The following is a 13,154-nucleotide window of genomic DNA, read 5'->3' as shown; positions in this document are numbered from 1 at the left end:
CAGCCGCCCGAGCCGCCGCCGGGCGGGCAGGAAGGCGGAGGACCGGGCGACGGCTGCTGCCGACGAGGCGCCGATGGAGCCGGCCACCGTCGGGCCGGGCGGCGGCACGCCGCGTACGGCCGGCGCGCTTGGCGCGGGGCGCCTCGTCGGCGTCCTCGGCCGGGCCCGCCTCCCCGCCCGCCCCGACGGTGGCCGGCTCCATCGGCGCCTCGTCGGCAGCAGCCGTCGCCCGGTCCTCCGCCTTCCTGCCCGCCCGGCGGCGGCTCGGGCGGCTGCGGGCGGCGGCGACGCCCTCTTTGATCTCCTCCTCCACCGTCTCCGGCGTCGGCGCGCCGGAGACGTGGGCGAACTCGGCCAGCGCCAGCTCGATGCCACGCCGCGGCGGGTCGAGGGCCTGGAGGACGAACGTGCGCGTCTCCCCCCGGCGCAGCACCTCCTTGGCGGCCCGCGGGGGCGGTTCGCCGAGGCCGCTCAGCGGTACGTAGCACCGGCACCCCTGGGCCATCACGAACGCGCCGTGCGACGAGAAGGACTCGACCTCCGCCTCCACCGGGGCGCCCAGCGGGTGGGAGGCCACGAACTCGATGAACGGCAGCGGCTCGTTGACGGGGTCGGCGGGAGGGGCGCCGCCACGGCGTCGCCGCCGGCGCTTGACCTTGGGCGAGTCGGGCTCGACCGCCTCCTCGGTGGCCACCTCGATGGCCTTCTGGACCAACTTGACCTCGTCGGTGCGCCCCGGCCGGGCCGCCCGCCGCGCCTCTCGGATCGAGTCCCGGCTCTTGGGGCCTCGCACCGGGGTGCGCGGGGTGAAGATCCACCCGACGCCGGGGACGGGCTTGCCGCCGATCAGCCGCCCGGCGTTGAACAGCCACTCGTGCTCGCCGTGGAACTCCTGGAACGAGTCGTTGGACAACACGGTGGCGCCCACCTTCTCGGCCACCCGCAGCAGGAAGGCGTCGCCCCGGCCGATGGCACCGGCGGGCGGCGACACGATCTCGTTGTGGGCGACGGCGGCGTCGAAGTCGGCCCGCTCGGACGGGTCGATGCGGTGGCCGAAGGTGGCGTCCACCACCACCGTGATGACGTCGTCGGGGAACTCACGGCGGTACTCGCGCACCGCCTGGTCCAGCTGGACCAGACTCGGGAGCGATCGGCCTTCGGTGGCGATGTTTGAGCCGTCGACGACGACGTGGCGCGCGGGCACTAGGGGCAGGATGCTAGGCGACGCAGGCGCCCCGTCCCGGGATCCCCGCCCGCCGGGCAGAGGCCGGTCACAACCCCTGGAAGGCGCGCTGGACCAGGTCCTCCTGCTCCATCTGGTGCAGGGCGAGGCTGCCCGACGCCGGGCTGCCGGTCTCGATGCGGGTCACCGCCCGCAGCTCGTCGCCGTCGCGCAGCAGCGGGAGGAGGCGTCCGCGCACGTACCCCCAGGCGCCCATGTTCTCCGGCTCCTCCTGGAGCCACACGACCTCGCCGGCGTCGGGATAGCGGCTCACGGCGTCGGCGATCTGCTCGTCCGGCCACGGGTAGAGCTGCTCCACGCGCACCACGGCGGCCGGCAGCTTGCGCTGGTCGCGTGCGGCCATGGCGTCGTAGGCGACCTTGCCGGTGGCGAGGATCACCCGTTCCACCGCGTCGGCGGCGGGCGCCCCGGGATCGCCGAGCACCTCGCGGAAGCGGCCCTGGTGGAGCTCGGAGACGGGCGAGCGGGCCTGGCGGGCGCGCAGCAGCGACTTGGGCGTGAAGATCACCAGCGGCTTGCGGCGCTCACGGCGGACCTGGCGGCGGAGCACATGGAAGTACTGGGCGGCGGTGGTGGCGTTGACCACCTGGATGTTGTCCTCGGCGCACAGGGTGAGGAACCGCTCGACCCGGGCCGACGAGTGCTCGGGGCCCTGTCCCTCGTAGCCGTGCGGGAGGAGCAGCACGAGACCCGACGTCTGCCCCCACTTGTCCTCGGCGGCGACGATGAACTGGTCGACCACGATCTGGGCGCCGTTCACGAAGTCGCCGAACTGCGCCTCCCAGGCGACGAGGGCGTCCTTGTGCACGACGGAGTACCCGTACTCGAAGCCGAGGGCGGCGTACTCCGAGAGCAGCGAGTCGTAGACCATGAACCGGCCCTGCCGGCCCGACGGCGCCAGCGCGGCCAGGGGGACGTGCTCGGCGCCGGTGGCGTAGTCGACCAGCACGGCGTGGCGGTGCGAGAAGGTGCCCCGCCGGGTGTCCTGCCCCGAGAGGCGCACGTCGGTGCCCTCCAGGAGCAGGGAGCCGAACGCCATCGCCTCGCCCAGGGCCCAGTCCACCTCGCCGTCGGCGTACAGCCTGGCCCGCTGCTCGAGCTGGCGGGCCAGCTTGGGGTGGACGGTGAAGCCCTCGGGGGCCGAGTGCAGGGCGGCGGCGATGCGGTCCAGCACGTCCTGGCCGACGCCCGTCTCCGGCGACGGCCTGACCACCACCGGAGGGGGGTTCACCAGGGCGGTCGGGCGGGGCGGGGCGGACTGGCGGGTCTCGTCCAGCGCCACCTGGAGGCGGGCCGAGAAGTCGTCCAGCGCCTTCTCGGCCTGGTCCAGCGTGATGTCGCCCCGCTTGACGAGCGTCTCGGTGTAGAGCTTGCGCACCGACCGCCGGCTCTGGATGGCCTCGTACATCTGGGGCTGCGTGTAGCTCGGCTCGTCGCCCTCGTTGTGGCCGTACCGGCGGTAGCAGACCATGTCGATGACGACGTCCTTCTGGAACGCCTGGCGGAACTCGAAGGCCAGCCGGGCCACCCGGAGGCACGCCTCGGGGTCGTCGCCGTTCACGTGGAAGATCGGGGCCTGGACCATCTTGGCCACGTCGGTGGCGTACACCGACGACCGGGCCGACTCCGGGCTGGTGGTGAAGCCGAGCTGGTTGTTGATGACCAGGTGGATGGTGCCGCCCGTGCGGTAGCCCCGCAGGGCCGACAGGTTGAGCGTCTCGGCGACCACCCCCTGGCCGGCGAAGGCGGCGTCGCCGTGGACCAGGACGGAGAGCACGGGGTACTCGCTGCCGCGGTCCAGCAGGTCCTGCTTGGCCCGCGTCATGCCCTCGACCACGGGGTCGACCGCCTCGAGGTGCGACGGGTTGGACGCCAGCATCACCGGGATCTCGTGGCCCGATGGGCCCACGAACTTGCCGCTGGAGCCCTTGTGGTACTTGACGTCGCCCGAGCCCTGCACCGTCTCGGGGTCGATGTCGCCCTCGAACTCCCGGAACAGCTCGCCGTAGGACTTGCCCACGATGTTGGTGAGGACGTTCAGCCGGCCGCGGTGGGCCATGCCGAGCACCGCCTCGGCCAGCCCGGCCCGGGCCGCCTCGTCGAGCACGGTGTCGAGCAGGACGATGGCGGACTCGCCGCCCTCCAGGCCGAACCGCTTCTGGCCCACGTAGCGGGTGTGCAGGAAGCGCTCGAAGGCCTCGGCGGCGTTGAGCCGCATGAGGATGTGGCGCTGCTCGTCGGGCGTGAGGTTGAGGTCGACGCCCTCGACGTGCTCCTGGATCCACCGCTTCTGGTCGGGCTCTTGGATGTGCATGTACTCGACGCCGACGGTGCGGCAGTAGGCGTCGCGCAGGATGCCGAGGATCTCGGACAGGCGCAGGACGTCCCGGCCCGCCAGCCCCTCGGTGAGGAACTCGCGGTCGAGGTCCCAGATGGTGAGCCCGTAGGTGGCGGGGTCGAGCTCGGGGTGGGTGCGGGGCTCCTTGGCGTTGAGCGGGTCGAGGTCGGCGATGAGGTGGCCCCGCACCCGGTACATGTTGACGATCGCCTGGACGCTCAGCTGCTTGGTGAGGTGGGCGCGCTCCTGGTCCACCGGGTTGACGTCCCGCCGCCAGCGCACCGGCTCGTACGGCACGTTCATGGCCCGGAAGACGTCGTCGTAGAAGTTGTCGTGGCCGAGCAGCAGCTCGTGCGTGCGCTGGAGCAGCATGCCCGACTCGGCGCCCTGGATGACCCGGTGGTCGTACGTGGACGTGAGGGTGACGACCTTGCTGACGCCCAGCTGGGCCAGCATGCGGGGGTCGGCGGCCTGGTACTCGGCCGGGTGGTCGATCGCCCCCACGCCGATGATGGCGCCCTGGCCCGGCATCAGCCGCGGCACCGAGTGGACGGTGCCGATCGTGCCCGGGTTGGTGAGGGTGACGGTGACGCCGGCGAAGTCGTCGGCGGTCAGCTTGTTGGTGCGGACCTTGCGGATCAGCTCCTCGTAGGCCGCCCAGAAGCCCCGGAAGTCCAGGGTGTCGGCGTCGCGGATGCAGGGGACGACGAGCGTGCGGGCGCCGCCGCCCTTGTCCACGTCCACGGCCAGGCCGAGGCCGAGGTGCTGGTGGCGCACGACGCCCGGCCTGCCGTCGGCGTCCTTGACGAACGCCGAGTTCATGACAGGCACGGACTTGACCGCCTGCACCACGGCCCAGCCGATGAGGTGGGTGAAGGAGACCTTGCCGCCGCGGGTCCGGCTCAGGTGGTTGTTGAGGATGCGGCGGTTGACCTCGAGCAGCCGGGCCGGGATCACCCGGGCGCTGGTGGCCGTGGGGACGGCCAGGCTGGCCTCCATGTTGGCGGCGATACGGGCCGCCGCGCCGCGCAACGGCGTGCCGGGGCGGGGCTCGGGCGCCGGTGCACGGGCGACGGCGGGAGCGGGTGCCGGATCGCCGGCCTTCGCCGCGGGAGCGGGCGCCGGTGCGCCAGCCGCGGAGACCGTCTCGGCGCCGGCGCCTGACGTGGGCGGCGCCACGGCGCCGCCGTTGGAGCGCAGGTCGGTGCGGTAGTCGGCGAAGAACTCGCGCCAGCTCTCGCTCACCGACTCGGGGTCGTCCCGGTAGCGCTCGTACATCTCGTCGACCAGCCAGTCGTTGGGGCCGAACGAGCTGGTCGAGCGTTGGTCGTCAGGCATGTCCCTCCCGATCCTACCGGCCGCCTCCGTTCGTCCCGACCGCCGACCGCGGTGGCGGCCGCCGCAGATCGTGAAGCGGTCCCGCCGGTCGCGGTCGGGCGGCGGGGCGCCCGCTACGGTCGGAGCCGTGCCCGCCCAGTTCATCTACACCATGTACAAGCTCACCCGCTTCTACCCGCCCGACCGGGAGGTGCTGAAGGGGATCAGCATCTCGATGTTCCCGGGAGCCAAGATCGGCGTGATCGGCGCCAACGGCTCGGGGAAGTCGTCGCTGCTGCGGATCATGGCCGGCGAGGACGACGGGTACACGGGCGAGGCCCGGCTCACGCCCGGTTTCACCGTCGGGTACCTGGCCCAGGAACCGGTGCTCGACGCCTCCAAGGACGTGCTCGGCAACGTCTCCGACGGCGTGGCGGCGACCCGGGCCCTGCTCACCCGCTACGACGAGGTGTGCGCCGCCATGGCCGAGCCCGACGCCGACTTCGACGCCCTGCTGGAGGAGCAGGCCAGGCTCCAGGACGGCATCGACGCGGCCGGCGCCTGGGACCTCGACCGCACGCTGGAGATCGCCATGGACGCCCTCCGGCTGCCCCCGGGCGACGCCGACGTGACCACGCTGTCGGGCGGTGAGCGGCGCCGGGTCGCCCTGTGCCGGCTCCTGCTGTCGCACCCCGACCTGCTCCTGCTGGACGAGCCGACCAACCACCTCGACGCCGAGTCGGTGGCGTGGCTGGAGCGGTTCTTGAAGGACTACTCGGGCACGGTGGTGGCCGTCACCCACGACCGCTACTTCCTCGACAACGTGGCGGGGTGGATCCTGGAGCTGGACCGGGGCTTCGGCATCCCGTGGGAGGGCAACTACTCGTCGTGGCTGGACCAGAAGCAGGCCCGGCTGGAGCGTGAGGAGAAGTCGGACTCGGCCCGCCGCCGCACCCTCCAGCGGGAGCTGGAGTGGGTGCGCATGTCGCCCCGGGCCCGCCAGGCCAAGGGCAGGGCCCGCCTCAGCGCCTACGAGAGCCTGCTGGCCGAGGCGCAGGCGTCCTCGGCCGACGCCCGCCCCGACAAGCTGGAGATCGCCGTCCCGCCCGGCCCCCGCCTGGGCGACGTGGTCGTCGAGGCGGACGGCGTGACGAAGGGCTACGGGGACCGCCTGCTGGTCGAGGGAATGACGTTCAGCCTCCCGCCCGGGGGCATCGTCGGGATCATCGGCCCCAATGGGGCCGGGAAGACCACCCTGTTCCGGATGATCGCCGGCGACGAGAAGCCCGACGGCGGCACGCTGACCGTGGGCTCCACCGTGGTGCTGGCCCACGTCGACCAGAACCGGGAGACGCTCGACCCGTCCCGGACCGTGTACGAGGAGGTCACCGGGGGGACCGACCGGCTGGTGGTCGGCGGCCGCGAGCTGCACGGCCGGGCCTGGGTGGCCGGGTTCGGGTTCAAGGGCTCCGACCAGCAGAAGAAGGTCGGCGAGCTGTCCGGCGGCGAGCGCAACCGGCTGCTCCTGGCCAAGGTGCTCACCGCCGGCGGCAACGTCCTCCTGCTCGACGAGCCGACCAACGACCTCGACGTGGACACCCTGCGCGCCCTGGAGGACGCCCTCCTGGAGTTCGCCGGGTGCGCCGTCGTCATCAGCCACGACCGGTGGTTCCTCGACCGGGTCGCCACCCACGTCCTGGCCTTCGAGGGGGACTCGCAGGTGCGGTGGTTCGAGGGCTCGTACAGCGACTACGAGGCGGACCGCCGCAAGCGCCTGGGCGCCGACGCCGACCGGCCCCACCGCATCCGCTACAAGCCGCTCCAGCGGGCCTGACGCCGGTCCAGCCGCCCATGCGAGGCGTCGCACACGCCTGGGGCCCCGCGGCGGATCGGGGCCCCAGGCGCGAAGGAACGCCGGGGGCAGGTGCACGGCGGACGCACCCACACCCCGGCGTTGGTGCCAGCCTCACACCAAATCGCCCCGGCGTCAACCACTGGAGACCGCCAATTTGGTCATGGGTCGGACGAAACCTCCTAGGCTCTGCCCGGGAGGTCACCGGAAAGTCTCAAATCGGCATTCCGGGCTGCCGATGATCACACCATGGCCAACTCGACGGTGATGAAGAGCCGGGCGGTCGACCGCCCAGTCGAACCCGGGAACTCGGCGATGTGCGCGCACTGCGGCGCCGCCGTGAAGTTCGTCGCGAGGGCCCAGCTGCGCCAGGTGATCGCCAACGTGTACGAGAACGGCGTCTGGGCCCGCGTGGAGCACTACCACGCCGACTGCTACAAGGAGGCGAACGAGCCCTACGGCGCCGCCAGTTGAGGCTTCGACCCCATTCGTTCGCTCCGCTCACTCCATTCGGTCGAGTTGGATCGTGCTCCGGCGGCGCCGTCTCCTGCTCGTCCCGTTAGCCTGAGGGTGCCGTGCGCACCCGGGTCACCCGTTCGTTCACCTTCGAGGCGGCGCACCGCCTGCCGTGGCACGGCGGGAGGTGCCGGGACCTCCACGGTCACGGCTACCGGCTGGAGGTCACCGTCGAGGGCCCGCTGGACGCCAACGGCGTGGTCATCGACTTCGCCGAAGTGAAAGCGGTGGTCCAGCGCGAGGTGGTGGACCGCTACGACCACGCCTACCTGAACGACCTGCTCGACAACCCCACGGCCGAGCTGGTCGCGGCCGACGCCTGGAAGCGCCTCGAGGCGGCCGGCCTGGCCCCGGCGCGGCTGCGGCTGTGGGAGACGCCGACGTCGTCGGTGGAGCTGCTGGCGGAGTGAGCGGCGACGTCGTCGTCCTGTCCGGCGGCCTCGACTCCACCGTGTGCACCGCCCTCGCCGCCCGCCAGGCCGGCCCCCTGCTCGCCCTGTCGTTCGACTACGGCCAGCGCCACCGCGTCGAGCTGGCCCGGGCCGCCGAGGTGGCGCGCCACTACGGCGCCGAGCACCTGGTCGTGCCCATCGACCTGCGGGGCTGGGGCGGGTCCGCCCTGACCGACGATTCCATCGACGTGCCCGCCGCCGGCGGCTCGCCGGGGGGCGCCGGGGCCGTCCCCGTCACCTACGTCCCGGCCCGCAACCTGATCTTCCTGTCGATCGCCGTGGGCGTGGCCGAGGCGCGGGAGGCCGACCGCGTCCACCTGGGCGTGAACGCCCTCGACTACAGCGGCTACCCCGACTGCCGGCCCGAGTTCGTCGAGTCGTTCCGCGCCACCGCCGCCCTCGCCCTCAAGCGGGGCGTGGAGGGCCGGCCGGTGGACGTGTGCACGCCGCTGGTGTCCCTCACCAAGGCGGAGATCGTGCGCCTCGGCCTGGAGCTCGGCGCACCCCTCCACCTGACCTGGTCGTGCTACCGGGGCGGCGAGGCGCCGTGCGGCCGCTGCGACTCCTGCGCCCTGCGGGCCAGGGGCTTCGCCCGGGCGGGCGTCGCCGACCCCGCCCTCGGGTGACGCCGTGAGCGCCGCCGGCGCCACCCTGGTGGTGTCGGAGATCTTCGGCCCCACGTTCCAGGGCGAGGGGCCGTCGGTGGGCCGGGCGGCCGCCTTCGTCCGCCTGGGCCGGTGCAACCTGGCCTGCTCGTGGTGCGACACGCCCTACACGTGGGACTGGGACCGCTACGACCCGGCCGTCGAGCTCACCACCATGGCCGTGGAGGACGTGGTGGAGCGCCTGGACGCCACCGGCGCCGGCCTGGTCGTCGTCACCGGCGGCGAGCCCCTGCTCCAGCAGCGCCACCTCCTCCCGCTGCTGGAGGCGCTCCGGGCCCGGGGGCGGCGGGTGGAGGTGGAGACGGGCGGCACCATCGCCCCCTCGCTCCCCGCCGGCCTGGTGGACGGCTGGAACGTGTCGCCCAAGCTCGCCTCCTCGGGCATGCCGGCCGAGCGCCGGGTGCGGCCCGACGTGCTCCGGGCCTTCGTGGCCACCGGGCGGGCCGCCTTCAAGTTCGTCGTGCAGGCCCCCGCCGAGCTCGACGAGGTGGCCGCCGTGGTGGACGAGTGCGGGCTGGAGCCGGTGTGGGTGATGCCCGAGGGCACCGACCAGGCGACCGTGCTGGCCCGGCTCCGGGAGCTGGCGCCGGGCGTGGTCACCCGAGGGTGGAACCTCACGCCCCGGCTGCACGTGCTGGTCTGGGGGGACCGGCGGGGCACCTAGGTGTCCCGACAACCACATCCCGTGCGCGAACGTGGGTGGGTGCGCGGTGCCCGACGCTTCTTCCTCTTCGCCCTGGCGGCCGTCGCCGGGCTCGCCGCCCTGGTCGCCGCCGCCTGGGCGGTCGACACGGGCCGGGCCCAGGGGGAGGTCGTGCGCAACGTGACCCTGGGCGGGCGCGACGTCGGCGGGATGTCCCGCACGGAGCTGGAAGCCGCCGTGCGTGCCCTGTCCGACGACTACGCCGCCGGCAAGGTGACGGTCCGCACGGACGGCCCGTCGTTCACCTTCTCCGCCGCCGAGGTCGACCTGGCCCTCGACGAGAAGGCCACCGCCGAGTCCGCCCTGGAGGTGGGCCGCGACGGGAACCCCCTCGCTCAGGCCCTGGCCTGGGTGCGCTCCTTCGCCGACCCCCGCACCGCTCCCCTCGAGGTGGTCGTCGACGACACCGCCCTCCACCGCCTGGTGGCGGCCGCCGACGAGGGCCGCATCCCGCCCACCGAGCCCTCCGTCCGGCCCGCCGGGCGACGGCTGGAGGTCGTCGAGGGCAAGCCGGGCCGGGGCGTCGACGCCGCCGCCGTGCGCGAGGCGCTCCCCGACGCCGTCCGGCGGGGCGACACGCTGACCGTGAGGGTGACGCGCGGCGACGTCCCGCCACGGTTCTCCGTGGCCGACGCCCGCAAGGTGGCGTCGGCCGCCGAGTCGGCCACGACGGCACCGCTGGCGGTGTCGGTGGACGGGGAGCCCGCCGAGGTCCCCGCCGGGACGCTGCGCTCGTGGGTGCGTTCGGTGGTCACCGCCGCCGGCATCGTGGCCGTCATCGACCAGGAGAAGGCCGAGGACGCGCTGGTCGAGATCCTGGAGGACGCCGGGACCGACCCCGTCGACGCCTCGTTCACCGTCGTGGGCAACGTCCCCCGGGTCGTGCCGGGCAGGGCGGGGACGGCGTGCTGCGCGCCGGGCGCCGGGGTGAGGATCGAGGAGGCGTTCCAGGCCCGGCTCGCCGGCCGGGGGCTCGCCGCCCCCGTGGCCCTGCCGGTCAGGGCGGTGGAGCCCGAGCGCAGCGTCGAGGAGGCCGACGCCCTCGGCATCAAGGAGCCGGTCGGGACCTTCACCACCAACTTCGCCGCCAACCAGTCCCGGGTGAGGAACATCCACCGCATGGCCGACCTGGTGCGGGGCCAGGTGATCCTCCCGGGCGCCACCTTCTCGATCAACGCGTTCGTCGGCGAGCGCACGGAGGAGAAGGGCTTCGTGACGGGCGGGGTGATCGAGGACGGCAAGTTCACCGAGTCCATCGGCGGCGGCATCTCCCAGTTCGCCACCACGACGTTCAACGCCGCCTTCTTCGCCGGACTGGAGTTCCCCGAGTACCAGTCGCACAGCCTCTACATCAGCCGCTACCCGTACGGCCGCGAGGCGACGCTGTCGTGGCCCAAGCCGGATCTCCGCATCCGCAACCCCAGCCCCCACGGCGTGCTCATCTGGCCCACCTACACGAGCCGGTCGGTCACCGTGACCCTGTACTCGACCCGGTGGGTGGACGTCGTGCAGAGCAACCAGACCACCGAGGCCCGGGGCCCGTGCACGCGCGTGCGCACCGAGCGGACCCGCACCGTCGTGGCCGACGGCACCAAGAAGGTCGACACGGTCGCGGCGCTGTACCGCCCGGCCGAGGGCGTCAAGTGCACCTGAGGGCCTGCGAGTGAACCACCCGCTCGGAAGAGGCGACGCCGGTCTGCTTCGTCCCACTCTGCAACCCACGGCAGGCGACGACGTCGGCCGACAGGCAGGCAGACCGGCGTCGCCTCTTCACTCACGTGGTTCACTCGCAGTCCCTGAGCGACTGACGCGGGGCCCGGGCCGGTTCGCGCTTCGGGGGCGCTCGGTGCGAGCATGGCCGGGTGGACGTGGTCGTCAGCGGGTCGCACGGGTTGATCGGGTCGGCCCTGGTGCCCGCGCTGACCGCCGCCGGCCACCGGGTGCGGCGCCTGGTGCGGGGGTCGCCGGGGCCGGGCGAGGTGGCGTGGGACCCCGAGGCGGGGACGGTCGACGCCGGCGGGCTGGCGGGCGCCGACGCCGCCGTCCACCTGGCGGGCGTCGGCATCGGCGACAAGCGCTGGACGACCACGCAGAAGCAGCGGATCCGCGACAGCCGGGTCAAGGGCACGGGGACGCTGGCCCGGGCGCTGGCCGGCCTGCCCACACCGCCCGCCGTGCTGGTGAGCGGGTCGGCCGTCGGGTACTACGGCGACCGGGGCGACGAGGTGCTCACCGAGGCGAGCGGCCCCGGCGAGGGCTTCCTGGCCGAGGTGGTCCGGGACTGGGAGGAGGCGGCGGCGCCCGCCGCCGAGGCGGGCGTGCGCGTCGTCCACACCCGCACCGGCATCGTGCAGGCCGCGCACGGGGGGGCGCTGGCCAGGCAGCTCCCGATGTTCAGGCTGGGCGTGGGCGGTCCCCTGGGCCCGGGGAGGCAGTGGGTGAGCTGGGTGTCGCTCGACGACGAGGTGGGAGCCATCGTGCACGCCCTCACCACCGAGTCGCTGCGCGGGCCCGTCAACCTGTGCGCCCCCGAGCCGACCACGTCGGCCGGGCTGGCCAAGGCCATCGGCAAGGCCCTGCACCGGCCGGCGCTCGTGCCCGTCCCGCGGTTCGCCCTCAGCCTCGTCGTCGGCCGCCAGATGACCGAGGAGATGGTGCTGGCCAGCCAGCGGGCCGTCCCCGAGAAGCTGCTGGCGTCCGGATACCGGTTCCGCCACCCCGACATCGCCGCGGCCATGCACGACCTCCTCCACCGATGAGCGGCGCGGTGCGGACGGCCGACGTGGCCGTGGTGGGCGGCGGCCCGGCGGGCTCGGCGGCGGCCATCACGCTGGCCCGGGCCGGGCGCTCGGTCGTCCTGGTGGACAAGGCGACCTTCCCCCGGGACAAGTGCTGCGGCGACGGGCTCACCACCGGGGCCCTGCGACGGCTGGAGGCACTGGGGCTGCGGCCCGAGTCGGTGCGGTCGTGGTTCCCGGTGGCCGACGTCCACGTCCGCGGGCCGGCCGGCCACGCCGTGGTGTTCCCCCTCCCCCGCCACTCGGGCCTGTACGCGGCGGTGGCCCGCCGGGCCGACCTGGATGCCGCCCTGCTGGACGTGGCGCGCCGCCAGGGGGTGGAGGTGCACGACGGGTGCGGCCTGCGGGCGGCGCAGGTGCACGGCGGCGGCGACTCCGTCGTGCTCGACGTCGACGGCCTCGGCCCCGTGCGGGCCCGCTACGCCATCGGGGCCGACGGCATGTGGTCTCGGCTGCGGAAGTCCCTCGCCACCCGGGAGGACGACGGCCACGACGAGGCGTACCTCGGCGAGTGGCACGCCTTCCGCCAGTACTTCACCGGGGTGTCGGACGTGGCCGCCACCGAGCTGTGGGTGTGGTTCGAGCCCGACCTGCTGCCCGGCTACGCCTGGTCGTTCCCGCTGGGCGACGGGCGGGCCAACGTCGGATTCGGCGTGCAGCGCACGGCGGGAGTGAGCGTCCAAGTGATGAAGGCGCAGTGGGCCGACCTGCTGGCCCGGCCCCACGTGCGCGCCGCCCTGGGCGACCACGCCCGGCCCGAGGCGCCCCACAAGGCGTGGCCCATCCCGGCCCGGGTCCATCGCACCGCCCTGTCGGCCGCCGGCGGGCGGGCCCTGTTCGTGGGCGACGCCGCCCGGGCCACCGACCCGATGACGGGCGAGGGCATCGGCCAGGCCCTGGAGACGGGGGTCCTGGCCGCCGAGGCCGTGCTCGCCGCCGGCGCCCTGGCGCCCGAGCGGGCGGCATCCGCCTACCAGTCCATGGTGCGGGCCGGGCTGGCCGTCGACAACCGGCTGGCCGGGCGCCTGTCGGCCATGGGCATCGCCCACCGCAAGGGGCTGCGGGCCACCCTGCGGCTGGCGGGCGCCACCGGGTGGACCCGGCGCAACTTCGCCCGGTGGCTGTTCGAGGACTACCCCCGGGCCGTCGTGGTGACGCCCCACCGCTGGCACCGCGGCATGTTCAGCGGGGCGGGCGCCTACCGCCCCTGAGCAAGGCGGGGGCGGGGAACGGCGGCCACGGCGACCACCGCCGGCTGGTCGTCGTCGGC

General features: G+C 74.1%; 10 protein-coding genes. 8 read left to right on the top strand and 2 right to left on the bottom strand.

The window, feature by feature from the left end:
* Both VM242_04545 and VM242_04540 read right to left on the bottom strand, forming a co-directional pair.
* A partial coding sequence (locus VM242_04545) for a hypothetical protein (protein HVM04423.1) occupies positions 1-1,204 on the bottom strand: 1,204 nt, incomplete at its 3' end.
* Positions 1,205-1,271: 67 nt separating this feature from the next.
* Positions 1,272-4,919 (bottom strand): multifunctional oxoglutarate decarboxylase/oxoglutarate dehydrogenase thiamine pyrophosphate-binding subunit/dihydrolipoyllysine-residue succinyltransferase subunit, encoded by a 3,648-nt coding sequence (locus VM242_04540; protein HVM04422.1) that lies wholly within the window; start codon positions 4,917-4,919, stop codon positions 1,272-1,274.
* Between the two features lie 127 nt (positions 4,920-5,046).
* Here VM242_04540 and ettA point away from each other — a divergent pair, with 127 nt between their 5' ends.
* The 8 genes from ettA to VM242_04500 all read left to right on the top strand — a co-directional run bounded on the left by ettA (position 5,047) and on the right by VM242_04500 (position 13,095).
* Entirely contained in the window at positions 5,047-6,732 is a 1,686-nt protein-coding gene (ettA, locus tag VM242_04535) for an energy-dependent translational throttle protein EttA (GenBank protein ID HVM04421.1), read from the top strand.
* A gap of 267 nt (positions 6,733-6,999) precedes the next feature.
* Positions 7,000-7,224, top strand: a complete 225-nt coding sequence (locus VM242_04530; protein HVM04420.1) for a hypothetical protein — start codon at positions 7,000-7,002, stop codon at positions 7,222-7,224.
* Between the two features lie 101 nt (positions 7,225-7,325).
* Positions 7,326-7,676, top strand: coding sequence for a 6-carboxytetrahydropterin synthase QueD (queD, locus tag VM242_04525; protein HVM04419.1), 351 nt, complete (start codon positions 7,326-7,328; stop codon positions 7,674-7,676).
* On the top strand, positions 7,673-8,344 hold the full coding sequence (gene queC / locus VM242_04520) for a 7-cyano-7-deazaguanine synthase QueC (GenBank protein ID HVM04418.1): 672 nt from the start codon (positions 7,673-7,675) through the stop codon (positions 8,342-8,344). The genes queD and queC overlap by 4 nt, the downstream gene beginning before the upstream one ends.
* A gap of 4 nt (positions 8,345-8,348) precedes the next feature.
* On the top strand, positions 8,349-9,047 hold the full coding sequence (locus tag VM242_04515; GenBank protein HVM04417.1) for a 7-carboxy-7-deazaguanine synthase QueE: 699 nt from the start codon (positions 8,349-8,351) through the stop codon (positions 9,045-9,047).
* Between the two features lie 39 nt (positions 9,048-9,086).
* The gene (locus VM242_04510; protein ID HVM04416.1) at positions 9,087-10,739 is read left to right on the top strand and encodes a VanW family protein; all 1,653 of its coding nucleotides are present in this window, start codon (positions 9,087-9,089) and stop codon (positions 10,737-10,739) included.
* Positions 10,740-10,948: 209 nt separating this feature from the next.
* On the top strand, positions 10,949-11,845 hold the full coding sequence (locus tag VM242_04505; protein ID HVM04415.1) for a TIGR01777 family oxidoreductase: 897 nt from the start codon (positions 10,949-10,951) through the stop codon (positions 11,843-11,845).
* Positions 11,842-13,095, top strand: coding sequence for a geranylgeranyl reductase family protein (locus tag VM242_04500; GenBank protein HVM04414.1), 1,254 nt, complete (start codon positions 11,842-11,844; stop codon positions 13,093-13,095). Before VM242_04505 ends, VM242_04500 begins: the two co-directional genes overlap by 4 nt.
* The last annotated feature ends 59 nt before the right edge of the window (positions 13,096-13,154 follow it).

This window comes from Acidimicrobiales bacterium (genome assembly GCA_035540975.1).
In the GTDB taxonomy this organism is placed as follows: domain Bacteria; phylum Actinomycetota; class Acidimicrobiia; order Acidimicrobiales.
The sequence above is the reverse complement of the archived record's forward strand: the minus strand, read 5'-3'. Positions and strand labels throughout refer to the sequence as shown.

Bases quoted from the DNA above. Each gene is read 5' to 3' on its own strand.
- VM242_04500 (HVM04414.1), top strand. From the start codon at position 11,842: ATGAGCGGCGCGGTGCGGACGGCCGACGTGGCCGTGGTGGGCGGCGGC.
- VM242_04540 (HVM04422.1), bottom strand. From the start codon at position 4,919: ATGCCTGACGACCAACGCTCGACCAGCTCGTTCGGCCCCAACGACTGG.
- VM242_04530 (HVM04420.1), top strand. From the start codon at position 7,000: ATGGCCAACTCGACGGTGATGAAGAGCCGGGCGGTCGACCGCCCAGTC.